General features: G+C 36.1%; 13 protein-coding genes. 9 read left to right on the forward strand and 4 right to left on the reverse strand.

Going from position 1 to position 17346, the window contains the following annotated elements; all coding sequences use genetic code 11:
* The first annotated feature begins 20 nt into the window (after positions 1–20).
* Complete coding sequence (gene alaS / locus ACYQZV_RS01050) at positions 21–2585, forward strand: alanine--tRNA ligase (protein WP_459892298.1); 2565 nt, start codon at positions 21–23, stop codon at positions 2583–2585.
* Between the two features lie 75 nt (positions 2586–2660).
* On the opposite strand, the gene ACYQZV_RS01055 is transcribed toward alaS, so the two are convergent.
* Genes ACYQZV_RS01055 through petA form a run of 3 tightly spaced genes read right to left on the reverse strand, consistent with a single transcriptional unit; the run spans position 2661 to position 5124 of the window.
* On the reverse strand, positions 2661–3371 hold the full coding sequence (locus tag ACYQZV_RS01055) for a cytochrome c1 (RefSeq protein WP_459892300.1): 711 nt from the start codon (positions 3369–3371) through the stop codon (positions 2661–2663).
* On the reverse strand, positions 3368–4555 hold the full coding sequence (locus ACYQZV_RS01060) for a cytochrome b (protein WP_459892302.1): 1188 nt from the start codon (positions 4553–4555) through the stop codon (positions 3368–3370). The genes ACYQZV_RS01055 and ACYQZV_RS01060 overlap by 4 nt, the downstream gene beginning before the upstream one ends.
* A gap of 17 nt (positions 4556–4572) precedes the next feature.
* Entirely contained in the window at positions 4573–5124 is a 552-nt protein-coding gene (gene petA, locus ACYQZV_RS01065; RefSeq protein ID WP_459892304.1) for a ubiquinol-cytochrome c reductase iron-sulfur subunit, read from the reverse strand.
* 156 nt (positions 5125–5280) lie between these two features.
* On the opposite strand from petA, the gene ACYQZV_RS01070 reads away from it, so the two are divergent.
* From ACYQZV_RS01070 to ACYQZV_RS01105, 8 genes are all read left to right on the forward strand, one after another.
* On the forward strand, positions 5281–8049 hold the full coding sequence (locus ACYQZV_RS01070; protein WP_459892306.1) for an AAA family ATPase: 2769 nt from the start codon (positions 5281–5283) through the stop codon (positions 8047–8049).
* A gap of 45 nt (positions 8050–8094) precedes the next feature.
* A complete protein-coding gene (gene dnaG, locus ACYQZV_RS01075) occupies positions 8095–9771 on the forward strand; it encodes a DNA primase (protein WP_459892308.1) in 1677 nt (558 codons plus the stop codon).
* 43 nt (positions 9772–9814) lie between these two features.
* Entirely contained in the window at positions 9815–11539 is a 1725-nt protein-coding gene (rpoD, locus tag ACYQZV_RS01080) for an RNA polymerase sigma factor RpoD (RefSeq protein ID WP_459892310.1), read from the forward strand.
* A complete protein-coding gene (locus tag ACYQZV_RS01085) occupies positions 11536–12384 on the forward strand; it encodes a zinc metalloprotease HtpX (RefSeq protein ID WP_459892312.1) in 849 nt (282 codons plus the stop codon). The genes rpoD and ACYQZV_RS01085 overlap by 4 nt, the downstream gene beginning before the upstream one ends.
* A 14-nt stretch (positions 12385–12398) precedes the next feature.
* Entirely contained in the window at positions 12399–12689 is a 291-nt protein-coding gene (locus ACYQZV_RS01090) for a 2Fe-2S iron-sulfur cluster-binding protein (protein ID WP_459892314.1), read from the forward strand.
* Between the two features lies 1 nt (position 12690).
* Positions 12691–14145 carry a GspE/PulE family protein gene (locus ACYQZV_RS01095; protein WP_459892316.1) on the forward strand — a complete coding sequence of 485 codons (1455 nt, stop codon included), beginning with the start codon at positions 12691–12693 and terminating at the stop codon, positions 14143–14145.
* The gene (gene coaBC, locus ACYQZV_RS01100; protein WP_459892318.1) at positions 14142–15263 is read left to right on the forward strand and encodes a bifunctional phosphopantothenoylcysteine decarboxylase/phosphopantothenate--cysteine ligase CoaBC; all 1122 of its coding nucleotides are present in this window, start codon (positions 14142–14144) and stop codon (positions 15261–15263) included. Before ACYQZV_RS01095 ends, coaBC begins: the two co-directional genes overlap by 4 nt.
* 64 nt (positions 15264–15327) lie before the next feature.
* A complete protein-coding gene (locus ACYQZV_RS01105) occupies positions 15328–15897 on the forward strand; it encodes a sulfurtransferase TusA family protein (RefSeq protein ID WP_459892320.1) in 570 nt (189 codons plus the stop codon).
* 26 nt (positions 15898–15923) lie between these two features.
* Here the strand turns inward: ACYQZV_RS01105 and ACYQZV_RS01110 are convergent, their stop codons facing one another.
* Positions 15924–17285: an MFS transporter gene (locus ACYQZV_RS01110; RefSeq protein ID WP_459892322.1), complete on the reverse strand. Its 1362-nt coding sequence runs from the start codon at positions 17283–17285 to the stop codon at positions 15924–15926.
* Positions 17286–17346: the final 61 nt, after the last annotated feature.

Consider the following 17346-nt stretch of genomic DNA (forward strand, 5'->3'; position numbering starts at 1 on the left):
AATATTGGTAAAATAGATGTATGAAAACAGATGAGATAAGAGAAAAATTCCTGTCTTTTTTTGAAAATAAAGGACATGCAGTTGTAAAAAGCTCCTCTATAGTACCAAAAAACGACCCAACGCTTCTTTTTGTAAACGCCGGTATGGTACCTTTTAAAAATGTGTTTTTAGGGCTTGAGACACTACCATACAAAAGAGCTACCTCTTGTCAGAAGTGCTTTAGAGTCTCTGGCAAGCACAACGACCTCGAAAGCGTCGGAAGAACCACAAGACATCACACATTCTTTGAGATGCTTGGAAATTTCTCCTTTGGAGATTACTTTAAAAAAGAAGCCATACTATACGCATGGGAGTTTGTAACAGAAGTCCTCAAGCTTCCAAAAGAAAAGCTATATGTAAGTGTACATCAAAAAGACGACGAGGCTTACAAGCTTTGGAAAGAGCTTGTAAATGTCCCAGAGGAAAGAATATGGCGCCTTGGGGATGAGGACAACTTTTGGCAAATGGGAGAAACGGGTCCTTGCGGATACTCATCGGAAATTTACATAGATAGAGGAGAGAAATACCCTCAAGATGAAAGGTACTTAGAGATTTGGAATCTTGTTTTCATGCAATTTAACAAAGACGAATCAGGCAACATAGAGCCTCTTGCAAAACCCTCAATAGACACAGGCATGGGTCTTGAGAGGATAGCTTCTGTACTTCAAGGAAAAGACTCAAACTTTGAAATAGATATTATAATGCCTATTATAAACTTTGTAGAAGAGCTTTCTAAGAAAAGCTATAAAACCAACGAAGAAATAGATATAGCGATGAGGGTGATAGCAGACCATTCTAGGGCTTGCACAATAGCCATATCTGAGGGCGTGATTCCTTCTAACGAAGGAAGAGGCTATGTGATAAGGAAAGTCTTAAGAAGGGCCGTAAGGTTTGGTTATAAGATAGGTATAAAAGAGGAGTTTTTATACAAAACTGTAGACGTAGTGGTAAATACCCTCAAAAACCCTTATCCAGAGCTTCAAATGAGCAAAGATTTTGTTAAAAATATAGTAAAATCAGAAGAATCAAGATTTTTAGAAACTTTAGAAAACTCTTTGGAGCTTTTTGATAGATATGTAGCAGAAAGCAAAACTAACGTTGTAAGCGGTGAGTTTATCTTTAAAGCTTACGATACCTACGGATTTCCCCTTGATATACTCCAAGAGATGGCCCATGAAAAAGGCATGACCCTTGATATGGAAACCTTTTACAAGCTTTTAGAACAACAAAAAGAAGAATCAAGAAAGCATTTCAAAAGCGAAGAGGCTGTAGAGGATATATACCTTAGCATAAAAGACAAGGCAAAATCAATATTTACAGGCTACACCAACACCGAAGAGCATTCAAAAGTGCTTTTTATAGTAAAAGACGGAAAACTTGTGGATGAACTAAAAGAACAAGAAGAAGGTATTATAATCCTTGACAAAACACCCTTTTATCCGGAAAAAGGCGGCCAGATAGGAGATAGCGGTATCATAGAGAACAGCGATGCTCTTTTTGTGGTAAACGACACAAAAACACCCACAGAGGACGTAATCATCCATATAGGAAAACTTATCAAAGGAAGATTAAAAACCGGAGCTGATGTATTCGCCAAAATAGACAAAGAAAGAAGAGAGGATATAAAAAGACATCACACATCTACTCATCTTTTACATGCAGCTTTGAGAAACATGTTTGGAGAATCTGTAAGACAAGCTGGTTCTTACGTGGGGGATGAGTTTTTGAGGTTTGACTTTACTTTTTATAGAAGCCTTAAACAAGAAGAGTTAGAAGCCCTAGAGGCTATAATAAACGAAGAGATTATGAAAAACGAAGAGGTGTCTATAAAAGAAATGCCTTATCAAGAAGCTATAAAAACGGGGGCTATGGCTATATTTGAAGAAAAATATGGAGATACGGTGAGGGTTATAAGTGCTGGGGATTTTTCAAAAGAGCTCTGCGGTGGAACTCACGTTAAAAGAACAGGAGATATAGGCTATTTCAAAATAATATCAGAGTCCTCTGTAGGGGCTGGTATAAGGCGCATTGTAGCAAAAGCTGGTAGAAAAGCCGTAAGAGAAGCTTATGAAGATAAAGAGCTTATAAGAGCAATATCTCAAGAGATAGGATCCAACAAGCAAAATCTCTTAGAAAGGATTTTGGCCCTAAAAGAAGAGCTAAAAGAAAAAGAGAGTGAGATAAATACATTAAAAGCTAAACTAGCAAGATTGGAAGCAAAATCCTCTATAAATGTAGAAGAGATAAACAACATAAAACTCCACTACGGAATATTAGAAGAAGCCTCTTTAGAAAATTTAAGAGAAATAGCTGATTCTTACAGACAACATCCTAACACTGTGGTATTTTTGGTTTCTAAAAGCCCGAAGAAAAGTATACTTTTAGCAAGGTCAAAAGACTTAAAATACGACATGTCAAAGCTTATAAAAGATGTAGCAAAACCCATGAACGGTTCTGGTGGTGGAAGGGAAGATTTGGCTCAGGGCGGGTTTCAAGATATAAACGGCTTTAAAGCTTCGTTGGATTTACTTAAGAAAAGCCTCTAAACTAACATTAATAGATTTAAAGTTTTAGGTTTTTTAAAGAAAAATAAAACCCTCCCAAAGGGAGGGATAACTTTATCAATGTAAACCCATTTTATCGAGCAGCCTACCTCTATAAAGGTATATAGCTATACCGAAGAATATCAAGAAAGCGATCGTAACTACGCCCATCTCAAAGCGTCTTGTTTGTTCAGCTGGACTTGGTGTGTCTACAGCTCTTAGATAAGCCACTACCTCAGCGGCTTCTTTGGGCTGACCTTGTAATATAGGTGGCATCGCAGTACCTGGTATTATCTTCCCAGGTTCTTGTACCCAGTTAAATAGATACTCTGGTCCTCTTGCAAGATACATCGTAGATAAATCTGGTGGGACTTTACCAAATTGAGATTTTAGAGTATGCAGCTCAGATACAAAAGCTGAATCATAAACATCCTGTGGTAAGTACATCGCAAAACCTTTGGTTTTTTGATGGAAAGGAGCAAGAAGGCTATCAGAGGGTATTGGTTTTGCAAACTTCTTTATAATACGAGGAAAGTTTGGGTCTGACTTTACAGACAATGGATAAACCCCGTCGTATCTCAAAGAGTGGCAAGCGGCGCATTGCTGAGTGACTATCTGACGACCAGCGGCTATTATTTGAGGATTGTCGCTATATATCATAGCCCTATACTTTGCCGGCAAAGGATACTCTTGTTCTTGCACAAAAGGATTTTTAACCCATATGATGAAGAAAAAGCCTACAACAAACACAGTAAAGAATATAGTTTTTATGATATTTCCTACGCTCATTGTTCACCCCCTTTAGCTTTTGCATAACCAAGCTCTATAAAAGATATAATTGGCAATGCTATAAAGAACGAGAATAAAAGCGCTGTAAATGCTAAACCAACTTTAGCTACTTGAGGTGTTGCCGGTAAAGTGCCTATTATAGTAAGACCAGCACCAGCAAATATAAACACCAAATACATCACAAAGAATAAAGGTCTTCTCCTAGCACTTCTTATAGGAGAAAAATCTAACCAAGGAAGTAAAAGTATAAGAGCCAAAACGAGATTAAATGTAACAAAACCTATAAACTTGTTGGGTATAGATCTAAATATAGCGTAATAGCCTTTTAGATACCACTCTGGAGCTATTTCAGCAGGAGTTTGTAGAGGATTGGCAGGTTCCCAGTTTGTCCCTGGTAAGAATTCTTTCATATAGAAAAACACAAAGAAGAAAAATAGAGCTAGGTAAAACATCGCTATAGCGCCTTCTTTTAAAGTGACGTAAGGATGGAAAGGAACGCCTTCTTTTTTCTTATCGTAAGGCTTACCATCTGGATTTGATATACCAGCAGCCCTTACCAAGAATAGATGTATGCTCACAACGCCAAGAAGTATAAGAGGTAATATCAATACATGAAGGGCAAAAAATCTACCAAGAGCTATATTACCAAGCGTATATCCACCCCTCATGAGAAGTGAGATGGTCTCTCCTATTACCCCTGGTATAGCACCTGGTATTTCAACGGTAACTTCAGTAGCCCAGTAAGATAGCTGACCCCATGGCAACACATAACCAGTAAGAGCAGTAAGAAGAAGCAAGAAGTATATTATGAATCCCATTACCCATACAAGCTCTCTCGGTTTTTTATAGGCGTTGTAATAAATACCAGTAAACATGTGAAGATAAACTACCGCTAAAAAGAAGTTTGCACCAGCAGCATGTATGCTTCTAAAGAGCCATCCATATGGTATAACTCTCCATATAAAAAGCGCCGCACTATCAAAAGCCAGTGTATCGTAAGGCTTATAGTACATTAAAAGTATCATTCCAGATAGTATTTGTACCGTAAAAGCGATTATGGCTAATACACCAAAAGCATAAGGAAAAGTAAGATTTTTGGGGACCTTATAGTCCACCATCTGCTCTTGGAAAATCTGACTTAAATGTGTTCTTTCTTCTATATAGTTTGCAAGCTTACCAAACATAAATTAACCTCCTCCTATTAAACATACGGATCCCAGAATTTCTTCACAAAGCCAGGGGTACCTATCTCAAGGGTATTGCCGTTTAGAGCTTGCGGTGGAATACCAAGTGGAAGCGGTGCTGGACCAGATATGTTGTCTCCCCAAGGGGTATATAAACTGCCATGACAAGGACAATGAAATATAGGAGTATTTGGAAGATGCACCCCAGGATCACCATCTGGTTTCCATAGAGGGATACATCCAAGGTGAGTACACTTTCCTATAATGGCGTAAACGTTGTGGTTGCCAAGTATATCTCTATTGTGGTTTTTATACTTGTTGTTTCTTTCTGGACCACTCCAGTTAAAAGGTGTTGGCAACATCATAACAAACACCGGGAAACCTTTCCAGGACGTCACTCTTACATCCATTGGTTTCAGCTGACTTACATCGTAGTCCACCTTTGACTGTAGCGCCGCCGCTGCACTTGGTCCCAAACTTTTAAGTATAGGATAAGCAGCGCCTACAGCAGCTACCGCACCAAAAGCACCTACAACATATTGCATAAAATCGCGTCTTGATGCTTCCATAACTACCTCCTATCAATCTAAGGATAAAAGTATACCATAAAACATACAAATTTTAAATATAACCTATATTAGCATTTGCTTATATAAAGAATTTCTTATAAAGTCTAAAGCTAAAGTTATAACATGGATTAATTTTTTTTATAAATTTATTATGCTATGAAAGGTATACTTGAAAAACTGTTGGGAAAGCAAAAAGAAGAAAACCAATTATTAAAATCTAACATCATATACGTTAAAAATATAGAAATAAGTCCGGGTTATTTAGAGCAAGACAAGGATGCAAGGATAGAAGAGTACTGGATAGAGACAATGGCAGCGTCTCAAGATGGTTATTGGTTTTTAGCTGGCAGAAGACATGGGCTTTTTAGCCTATACAAATACAATGGCCATATCGTAAGACTCCCGGCAAGACCTCCTTCTCAAGCGGTTGTAAGCATTGTATTTAGAGATAGGTACCTTGCCATATCAAGCCCACCTTACGTATCCGTGCACGACATGATAGACCCTTACAATCCAAGAACCTGGAAAAGCATAAAACTTTCCCAAGAAGGCCTAAGACCAGCAGGTGGGTTAGACATAGAAAATGGAATTTTAATATACGGTGCTATCTCTAACCAAGTAGTCATAGTAGAGCTTGATTTTGAAAAAGGCCTTATAGAACCAAAAAATATTTTTAGACTTCAGGATTTTGAACAGATAAAGTTTATTAAGCTTTTAAAAAATAGAAACATCATTATATCTGGCCCAAAGAAGACTGTTATTACAGATATAAACGGAAATATATTGCAAGAGCTAAATATACCCTCTAACTGCGCTACATTTAAAGATGATATATTGTACCTTGGAGGAAAAGAACTAGTGGGATACAACTTAAACACAAAAACAGAGGCGTTTAGATATCAAGTATCTTGCAATCCCTCAGATATAGATGTATACGAGCACATAGTCTTGCTAGCAGACAAAGACGAAAATAAATTGACGTTTTTTGATACAAAGCTTGGAGAAGAGATGGGAAGCTTAGAAGAGGGTGGGTATTCTGTGGTAAAAGTATCACCAGATGGTTCTATATACACATCATTCTTTGACAAAGAAAACAAACTTTACTATCTTAAAAAGTTTGAAACCAACTTGCTAAATTTATATTATCCAAAAGAACGTCAGGAAGCCATAAGGAAAAATGCCCAAAAACTCTATAGAGATTTTAAGAAAAAACTAGCCAACAACGAAACTGAGGATATACCAGAACTAAAAGAGCTAAAAACCCTTATATCCTATCCTTTTAAAGATATAAGAGAACTTATAGAAAAAGCTGAAGAAGAACTTCAGCAAAAGATTATAGAGCTAAAGTTTGAGGCTTTTAAAAGCCAAATACCAAACATGAACGCAAAAATCTACGAAGAGCTTCAAGAGTTTGGTAGGAATTTAGATGAAAACTACAAAGAAGAGTTTGAGAAACTTCAGCAAGAAGCTATCACATCTTTGAAAAATCTTATAGAAAAGCATTTAAAAGAAGTTGAAGAAGCTATAGCAAAAAATACCGTAGCAAATCAAATGGACGCCGAGTCTTTAGAAGAGGTTAAAAAAGCAAGAGAAGTGTTTTTAAACTTACCTAGAGATTTGCAAAACGAAGCTTTTGATAGGTTAAACAAGCTTATCCAAAGATTTATAATAAATAGAAGGTTAGAAAAGTATAAGATTGACATACAGAAAGACATAATAAAAATAGCTGATACAGTGGTAGAAATACCTCAAAACATAAGAAAAAAGTTAAGATGGCAAATTAAGTTAGAAGAAAAAATCGTCATAGAACAAAAGCTTTATTCCAAAATATCCTTTGTAAGAGAAGATGGCATAACGAGAGAACCCAAAAGGTACAACAACTACCTTACCATAGATGAGATGAGACATAAGCCCAAATGGATATCAAGATACCTTTCAAAACTAAACGGTCTTTTTGGTTATCAAGATAGCATAAGTTTAAACCCTGCTGTTAGCTTTGAAGATACACCGTGGTTTGTCCAAAATTTAAGCATGTTATCAAAAGCTCTAAACGAACAGCTAAAATACAACGAAGGTATCGTCATCATAGAAGGAGACGCTGGTGTTGGTAAAAACTTTCTTATAGAAGTTTACAGCGCCCTTACCAGAAGACCGCTTTTTATAATCCCCTGTCATTCAAAGATGGAAAAAGAGGATATAACCTTTGTGTATGAGTATGACCCAAAAGTAGGCACCAAAAGAACGAAGTCAAACCTCATAAAAGCTTTAGAAACTCCAAACGCCATAATATTTTTTGATGAGATAAACACGCTTCCTACGTCCCTTGTAAAGGTCTTTAATCCACTTTTTGACTATAGAAGATACATGTATCTTTCTTACGATAGCATCGTAAAAGCCGAAAAAAATGTACTTTTTGTAGGCGCTATGAATCCACAAAATTACTTAGGAGTATCAGAGCTTCCCCAAGACATAAAATCAAGAGCAGATATATTGTATATAGACTACCCGCCTTTTGAAGATGAAAAAGGTTTCTACTATCCAGACGAAGCCATAATACTAAAAGACTATATGGTTGGATTTGAAGGGCTTACCAAAGAAGACTTTATATACCTTTGGTACGACAAAATAAACGGAATAAGCCACGACAAGATTATAAATACCTCAGAAATTACCATAAAAAATCTCTACAAGATTTTTGAGCTTTTAAAAATAGCCTCTTCCATTAGAAAAGCCTATAGAGACTATCAATCTGGACAATCTGAAGAGGCGATAGACTTCGTATTTTCTATGAGGGATACTATAAGATGCGCAAGGAAACTAAACGAGTCTGACAACGTTAAAGAAGTGGTAAAATCAACGATACTTCCAAAGGTATCAAACCTATTTGAACGAAAAAGCGTAGAAACCCTAATAGATGATGCTTAACAAAACATCATTGACAATTTTAAAAGTCGGGTTAGCTTATTTACGATGCTAAACAGTGGTGATGTTTTAGAAAAGAAAAAAGTTAGTAGCATATCAATAGAAGACGCTATAAGAAAAATAGATATAATAAAAGAAATATCCTCTTATATAGAACTAAAAAGAAGCGGCAACAACTATTTGGGCAAATGTCCCTTTCACGATGATTCAACGCCTTCTTTATCCGTATCAGAACAAAAACAAATATGGAAATGCTTTGGATGTGGCAAAGGCGGGGATGTAGTAAAATTTGTATCTTTGTATGAAAACATCACATATATGGAAGCTCTTTCAAAGTTAGCCATCAAGTATAACCTACCTATAAATATCAAAAACGAGGAAAAGGACCAAAAGATTTACGAAGTGATGGGTTTAGTATCTAGCTTTTACCACGAGGAACTCACCAAAAGCCCAAAAGCTATAGAATATCTTATGAAAAGAGAAATAAATCCCAAAACAATAGAAGCGTTTGAGATAGGCTATTCACCAAACCATTACAAGGTTATAGAATTTTTGCAAAATATATCTGATTATTATCTGAGTCTTTATAAAAGCACTCAAAACTTGCATCAATCTTCAAACAGCATAAGAGATATATTTGAAGGAAGGCTTATAATACCTATAAGAGATATATCCTCGAGGGTAGTAGGATTTGGTGGTAGGATTTTGTACGACGATAAATCGGCTATAAAATATTTAAACTCTCCAGATTCTTTTGTGTTTAAAAAATCGCAGCTTCTTTTTGGTATAGACTCAGCACTTCCTTATATAAAAGAAAAAGAAGAGGTAATAATAGTAGAAGGATACTTTGATGTTATAAGACTTTACCAAATAGGCGTAAGAAACGTGGTAGCCCCTCTTGGTACTGCTTTCGGCGACGAGCACGCAAAAATACTCTCAAGATACGCCAAAAAAGCTTATCTTCTTTTTGATAACGACAACGCCGGTAAAAGTGCTAGCTTGAGAGCTTCTACCTATCTAATAGCAAGAGGCATTGAGCCTTTGCATGTAAGCATAGAGGATGCAAAAGACCCAGATGAATTTGGACTAAAATTCGGTAAAGAAGGGTTGTTGGAGCTTTTAAGAAAAGCCAAAAATATTATAGATATGAGCATAGAATCAAAAGACATAGAAAAAGCGCTAAACTTAGTCTCTTACCTTCAAAATCCCCAAGACGTATACCAGTATACTCAAAAGCTTGTCTCTATAGGACTTCCAAAGCATATAATAGAGCAGTATATAGCTAAGAAAAAACCCATATATGAAGAAGAGAATAAGGATAATCCATATGACAAAATACCAATGAAGGACAAGATGCTTTTAAAAGCTCTACAAGTATACCACGCATCACAAGTCTGCCACGATTCACAAGTATACCACGATTTACAAGTAGACCAGGACAAACAAGAACACTATATTGATATAAATCCTTTAGACATAAATTGGCTTGATAAAAACTCAATAATCATTGCCGAAAAGATAAAATATGGAAAAGAGCTAAACGAAGATGAGATAAAACTCTTAGATTCTTTAAATTATATTCCTAAAGAGGCTTTGGAAAAATTCCTCATAAAAACGCTGGAGGAACAAAAGCGTCTTTCAGAAGAAAATCTTGTAAAGATAAAAAACACTATTAGTAGAATAACTTATGCAAAAAAATATTACATTTCTCATGGTAAAAGTTAATTTGAATTTATATCTTAAATAGCTTAGTGTTTAAGGAGGTTGTATGGGAAAAGCTAAAGGCAAGGAACAGCTTCTTGAAATAGGTAAAGAGAAGGGCTACGTCACATACGACGATATAAACGAGTATGTTAGCGAAGACTTTATAGAGTCAGAAGACCTTGAATCGTTGTTTGACGTACTATCAGAAAAAGGTATTCAGATACTAGAAGATGAGACAGAGGCTTATATAAATCAAGAAGAAGACATTGAAGAAGACGATGAAATGATAGTCTCGGCCAACATAACGGAAGCCGACTTAAAAAACAACGATTCTGTAAGACACTACCTAAAAGAGATGGGCAAAATCGCTCTACTTGGAAGAGCCGACGAAATAGAACATGCAAAATATATAGAAATGGGTAGAAAACAGCTAAGAAGAGGGCTTTTAAGAACATCTTTTTTAGTAGATATGGTCCTAAGATATTGGGCAAAAGTATGCGACGGCAAAATGAGATCCCAAGAGATATTGGACATTCAGGAAGAACATGCTGATTACGATGAATACGAAGAAGCTGAACATATAGACTCGGTCTTCATAGAAAAAGGCATAGAGCTTGCCAAAAAATACAAAACAGTAATTGAGAAAAGGACGCTTTTCCTAACCTATAAAGACAGAAAAACAAAAGCAGAGTATTTAAAAGCTCATGCAGAGATGAACAAAACACTAAAAGGTATGAACATTAAATTTTCAAGATATGAAAAAATAGCAGATGAGTTTATTAAATTGTGTAAAGACTACAAGAGCAAACTAAACTCTTTAGAAATTCAAAGAAGAAGATTCCAAGCAATACATCCAAACATAGAGGAGCTGCTTTCTTATTATGATAAAAACAAAGAAATATTAAATAAGATAGAAAAACATATGCCTTTTCATAGCTTTGAAATAAGCAGGTCAAACTTCTTGGCTCTACAAAAAGAGGTAGAAGATATAGAAAGGCGCTTAGGTGTTTTACCAGAAGAGCTAAACAAGGTTATAAACATAATAGAGCAAGGCAGAAAACGCGTTAAAGAGTCAAAAGACATAATGGTTAAGTCAAACCTCAGGCTTGTGGTTTCCATAGCTAAAAAATATATAAATAGAGGGCTTCACTTCTTGGACCTTATCCAAGAAGGCAACATGGGGCTTATGAAAGCAGTAGATAAATATGACTACAAAAAAGGCTTTAAATTCTCCACATACGCCACTTGGTGGATAAAGCAAGCCATTACCAGAGCTATAGCTGACCAGGCCAAAACCATACGTATTCCAGTGCATATGATAGAAACTATCAACAAAATATCAAAAGTATCTAAAAAACTTTTCCAAGAAAATGGCAGAGAACCATCCCCAGAAGAAATAGCAAAAGTTCTCAACATGTCACCAGATAAGGTAAGGAAAATATTAAAATCTATACAAGAGCCTATATCTCTTGAAACACCGATAGGAGATGACGAAGATACCCATCTTAAAGACTTTATAGAAGATTCAAGCATATCAAATCCAGAAGAAACCACCGCTAGAAAACTCCTAAGAGAGCAAATAGAAAAGATTATAAGCACATTGTCCGATAAAGAAAGAGAAGTCATTATGTATAGGTTTGGGCTAGTAGATGGTATAGAGCATACGTTAGAGCAAGTAGGGGCTATGTTTAGCCTAACCAGAGAGCGCATAAGACAGATAGAATCAAAAGCCATAAGAAAAATAAGACATCCAAGCAGGGCAAAGTATTTAAAAGACTTTGAGATATGAGGTACTTGTTTAAAACAACCATACTCTTAGGTGTTTTAACAGGTATATTTTTAGCAGTGGGTTATATGTTGGGAGGCCAATCTGGTCTTATTTTAGCGCTTATTTTTTCAGCTTTTACAAACTTTATAAGCTATTACTACTCAGACTCTATTATTATCTCTATGTATGGAGCAAGGGAGCTTACACCTCAAGAGGCCCCCGGTCTTTTTAAAATAGCGGAAAAGCTTGCCCAAAGAGCAAACATACCGACGCCAAAACTTTATATAATAGATATGGACCAGCCAAACGCCTTTGCCACCGGAAGAGACGAGCATCATGGCAAGGTAGTTGTAACCTCAGGTCTTTTAAGACTTTTAAACGAAGATGAGATAATGGGCGTTTTAGCTCATGAATTCTCACATATTAAGAACAAGGACATATTGATATCCACCATAGCTGCCACCATAGCAGGAGCAATAAGCGCTCTTGTAAACATATTTCAATTTAGCCTTATATTTGGAGTGCAAGGCAGAGACAGGAATTCAAACCCCATAATAGCTATACTTCTTATAATAATAACTCCGATAATAGCATCTATAATACAGTTTGCAATATCTCGTTCTAGAGAGTTTGCCGCAGACGCCACAGGAGCTCATATATGTGGATGTCCATTGTCTTTAGCAAAAGCCCTTAAAAAGATACACGATTATGTAGAGAGAGCACCTGTGGAAGTAAATCAAGGTACAGCAGCTCTTTTCATAGAAAACCCTATGGGTAGTTTGGGTCAGCTTTTTTCTACTCATCCACCCACAGAAGAACGTATAAAAAGGCTGGTTGACATGGCAAAAGAAATGGGACAAATCTAAAAGGAGCATGTGTTATGGCAAAACTTATTGTAAACAAAAAGGTTATAGGCAATTTTGACGTAGGAACAAAGTTTCAGGATATACACGATCTTATAGAAAAGGCTGGTGTTGAATTTGGATGCACCGATGGCCAATGCGGTGTTTGCGTGGCTACCGTATTAAAAGGGCTCGAAGCCTTAAACGAGATTTCTGAAAAAGAATCAGATACCCTATGGCGTATAGGAGAGTATGATGAAAATAGAAGGCTTACATGTCAGCTTGAAATAGTGAAAGATACCGATGTTATAGAACTTCAAACAGATTAAAATGTACTCCTCTTTTTTAGATATCAAAGAGGACAACGTATTAGCTTTAACAAAAAGCCTAAGATTTATACCCTTAAAAGAAGATGAAGATAGCTTAACTATAGAGCTATCAAATACTCAAGATGTAGCTTTTATTAAAAACGCCCTTTATTTTTTTACAAACAAAAAGATAAAAACGATGGTATTAAGTGAAGAAGAGTTTCTAGAGCATTGGAACAACTTTTTATCCCAAACTTATCAAAAAGAGGATAACCAAGACATAAGGTTAGAATTTGAAACCATAGACCTTTCAAAAGATGAGCTTGAAAGTCCAGCTATCATATTTGTTAACAACATCTTGCTAAAAGCTATAAAAACAGGGGCGTCCGACATACACATAGAACCCTACGAAAAAAACGTATATGTAAGAATGAGAATAGATGGAAAATTAATAACCACAGAGGAGCTTACCAACAGTTTTTATCAAAGCGTACTATCTCGCATAAAGGTTATAGCAAATATGAATGTAGCGGAAAAAAGGCTTCCTCAAGATGCCAGATTTAGAATAAAGATATCCAAAAAAGAGATAGACATAAGGGTATCTACAGTACCGTCTTTGTTTGGCGAGAGAGTGGTGTTGAGGATTTTAGACCAATCAAACACAGCTTTAGAACTTGAAGATTTAGGGCTCTTAAAAGAAGATTATCAAAAAATACTAAATATTATCTCAAAACCCTACGGCATTATACTTGTCACAGGACCAACTGGTAGCGGAAAATCCACAAGTCTATACGCTTTTTTAAAAAAGCTAAAAAACCCGTCAAAAAATATCATCACCATAGAAGACCCGGTGGAGTATCAGATAGAAGGTATATCACAAATTCAAGTAAATCCAAAAGTGGGACTTACATTCGCATCTGGACTTAGGTCTATACTAAGACAAGACCCAGATATAATAATGATAGGAGAAATAAGAGATAAAGAAACTGCAGAGATTGCCATTCAAGCAGCTCTCACTGGTCATTTGGTGCTATCTACCCTTCATACCCAAAATGCGCTATCAAGCATTACGAGGCTTTTTGATATAGGTATAGAGCCGTTTTTAATCGCTTCTTCAGTGGAAGGGCTAATAGCCCAAAGGCTCGTAAGGAAAATTTGTCCTCATTGTAAAAGCCCCTACACACCGTCAGAGTTAGAGTTAAAAGAGCTTGGATTACAAGGAAATTATACCTTTTACAAAGGTTTGGGATGTGAGCACTGTATGTACTCTGGATATAAAGGTCGTATTGGGCTTTTCGAAATAATAAGCGTAGATGATAAACTAAAAAATTTAATATCTCAAAACCCCTCTTGGGAATATATCAAAAACCATATAAACTACAAGAGCCTTTTAGAAGATGGTATAGAGAAGATATTAAAAGGTATCACCACCACAGAAGAGGTGCTCCAAGTTTGCAAAATTGAGGAATCTCAATGAATGTGCTCGTTGGCATATCCGGTGGGATAGCTTGCTATAAAACCTTAGAACTAATAAGGCTTTTAAAGAAAAAACATCACAACGTAAAAACCATCATGACAAATTTTGCCAAAGAGTTTATAAGTCCCATGATAGTAAAAACCCTTTCCCAAGATGAAGTTTACACCGATGAAATATGGAAAGATTACCCCCTTTGCCATATAGATTTGGCAAGGTGGGCAGAGGCTTTTGTAATAGCCCCATGCACTATAAACACCCTTTCAAAGCTAAGACATGGCATTGCCGATAACCTTCTCACCACCACAGCTTTAGCTTACAAAAGCTATATTCTCTTGGCAATTTCGGCAAACACCGTTATGTATGAAAATGATATTACCCAAGAGAGCATAAAAGATATAGAAAAATATCATTTTAAAATCATAGAACCAATATATGGACTTCTTGCCTGCAACGAAGAGGGCGTTGGCAAGATGGCAGAACCAGAAGAAATACTATTTTATATACAAAGTGCCAACGACGAGCCTATTTTTAAAGGTAAAAAAGCTCTTGTAGTAGGAGGAGCCACGAAAGAGTATATAGACGATGTGAGGTTTATATCAAATGGGTCTTCTGGTAAAATGGCAAAGTATCTGACGATGGGATTTAAAGCATTAGGAGCTAAAGCTGATTTCCTTGATGTGTCAAATATGGACGTTGAAAAAGCCTACAGCTATATAACAAATATTTTTCAAGACTACGATATTGTTGTGATGAACGCCGCCATATCTGATTACAAGGTGTCTTCAAAATATAAAGGAAAGCTCAAGAAAAACGAAGATAAATTAGTTTTGGAGCTTTTAAAAACAAAAGACATATTAAAAGAACTAGGCTATATGAAAAAACCCCACCAGAAGCTAATAGGCTTTGCTTTGGAAGAAGAGCAAAATCTCATAGAAAATGCCAAGTCAAAACTGTTAAACAAAAATTTAGATGCTATCGTGGCAAACCCTATATCTGTGATGGGTGCTGAAGAGTTTGAAGGCTTTGTAATAACAAATAAAGCTGTTAAAAGCATAAAAAAGATGCCGAAGGATTTGGCTAGTTTAGAGATTTTAAAAGCCCTTGGTGATATTTTATGATGATTTTTATCCTTTTATTGTGAAAATGTTGTGTTATATTTATAATTTTGTGAGGTGAGCGCTTATGGAAACTGTGGATACGAGAGGGTTGTTTTGTCCATTGCCACTTACGTTGGTATCGAGAAAGCTAAAGGAAATTCCAGTGGGCGAAAAGCTCATGGTGATGGCAGATGACAAAGCCTTCAAAAAAGATATAGAGATATGGGCTTTTGAATCTGGCAACAAGCTTATAGATTTTAAAGAAGAAAACGGCTATTATGTAGCTATAGTAGAGCGTGGCAAAGGTTTTAAAGGTGAAAAATTGATAGATAAGATAAAGTTTATAGCCTTAGGAGTTAAGCTACATGCTATAAAACACCTACTTGATATAGTACCCTTTAGAAAACCCAAATACCTAATTACTTTTGTGTCCGTATCAGAAGGTGTTAGAGCAGATAAATTTTTGCAAGAAAAAAACATGAACTCTTACGTAAAATTACCAGTCCCAAAGGAGATATACCCTCATTGCGGCATTGTATTTGGCTTTTCATCAAAAGAAAAAGCCTTTGAAACCTACAACTTCTTAAAACAAAACAAATTTGCGGTGGAAGACATATTTTCTATAGAAAAGGGTAAGTATCCGAAGCTAACATAACATTAACTTATAAAGATTTCAACATATCAAAGTTCTTTAGTTATCTCCTCTAAACCTCTATTGGCAGTCTCTGGGGTAAAAAGATATGTGATTATAGCCCCTATTATAGCCACTGCACCCATGAAATAATAAGCGGACTGAGCGGTAGAAGACAGCATTTTAGGAAGCAAGAACGTCGATACCAAAACTCCCAACCTTCCACCTATGGTATTTACAGCACCTGATAAACCTCTTATTTTGGTGGGCACAAGCTCTACACCGTAAGCTCCAACAGCTACCACAGAACCTGGACCTATCTGACTGAAGTATTTTGCGAGGCCAAACAGAAAAATACCAATAAGAGCATTTATGAGGTTTAGCTTTATAAGCACCGCAAATAAGAAGAAGGTAACACCCATGCCCAAAAACCCAATAACTTGCATAAACCTCGAACCTAGCTTTGGCTGAAAATACCAAAAGTTTACGGCTCCCACAAATACAAACAATACGCTTATAGCTTGCAAAAGTGGTGGATTTCCAAAATGGATAATATCTGATATATAAGATATGAAAAAACTTTGACCGTAAGCTGGTATATCGAACAAAAACCAAAGAACAGCTCCAAGGAGTATATACCTCCAATAGATTTTTAAAAGCTCAAAAGAGCTTCTGAGTTCTGGAGAGATTTCCGTTTCAACCTCTTTCTTTGATATATGAAATACAACACTTTTAAATCCTTCTTTATCCCCCAATATACGAGCTAAAAACCTAGGAGTTTCTGGTAATCTTCTTCTAAAATAAACAACACTTATAGGTGGCAATGCACCAAAGCCCAATAAAAGTCGCCAGTAATAATCGTAAGAAATTACATGAGCATTTACAAGATATTTTAAAAATATAGCCACAAGGCTACTTACCAAAGAACCCAACACCCAAAACCCGCCAAAACCTATACCCAAAAGCCTTCCTCTATCTTTAGCGGTAGCGTTCTCAGATAGTATCATAGGAGACATCACATAATCTCCTCCAAGCCCTATCCCCATGATAAGTCTATAAAATGCCAAATCGTATAAAGATTTAGAGAACATCTGCATAAAAGCCCCTAAGCTCATGAGTAGCAGGTCAAAACCGTAAAGCTTCTTTCTACCTTTATTAGACAAAAACCCAAAAAGAGGAGCCCCTATAAAAAATCCAAATATAGGTATAGCATTTAGCCAAGTAGCCCAGAATATACCCTCTCTTGAAGTGATAGAGTCTATATGAAAGCTTGATAAAACAAAAGGAAGCACTAAGCCAAGAGCGGTAAGGTCATAACCATCAGTAAAGGTTCCAATGGCAGATATTATAAGGCTTTTTATATGAAAAGCGTTTAAATTAGTTCTATCAATGCTCTCAAAGGGATTCCTCATTTATAAATATAATATCACCTATTTTTTAATATTTTATTAAGCATATAATAAATTGTAAACC

It is taken from the genome of Hydrogenobaculum acidophilum (assembly GCF_054656715.1).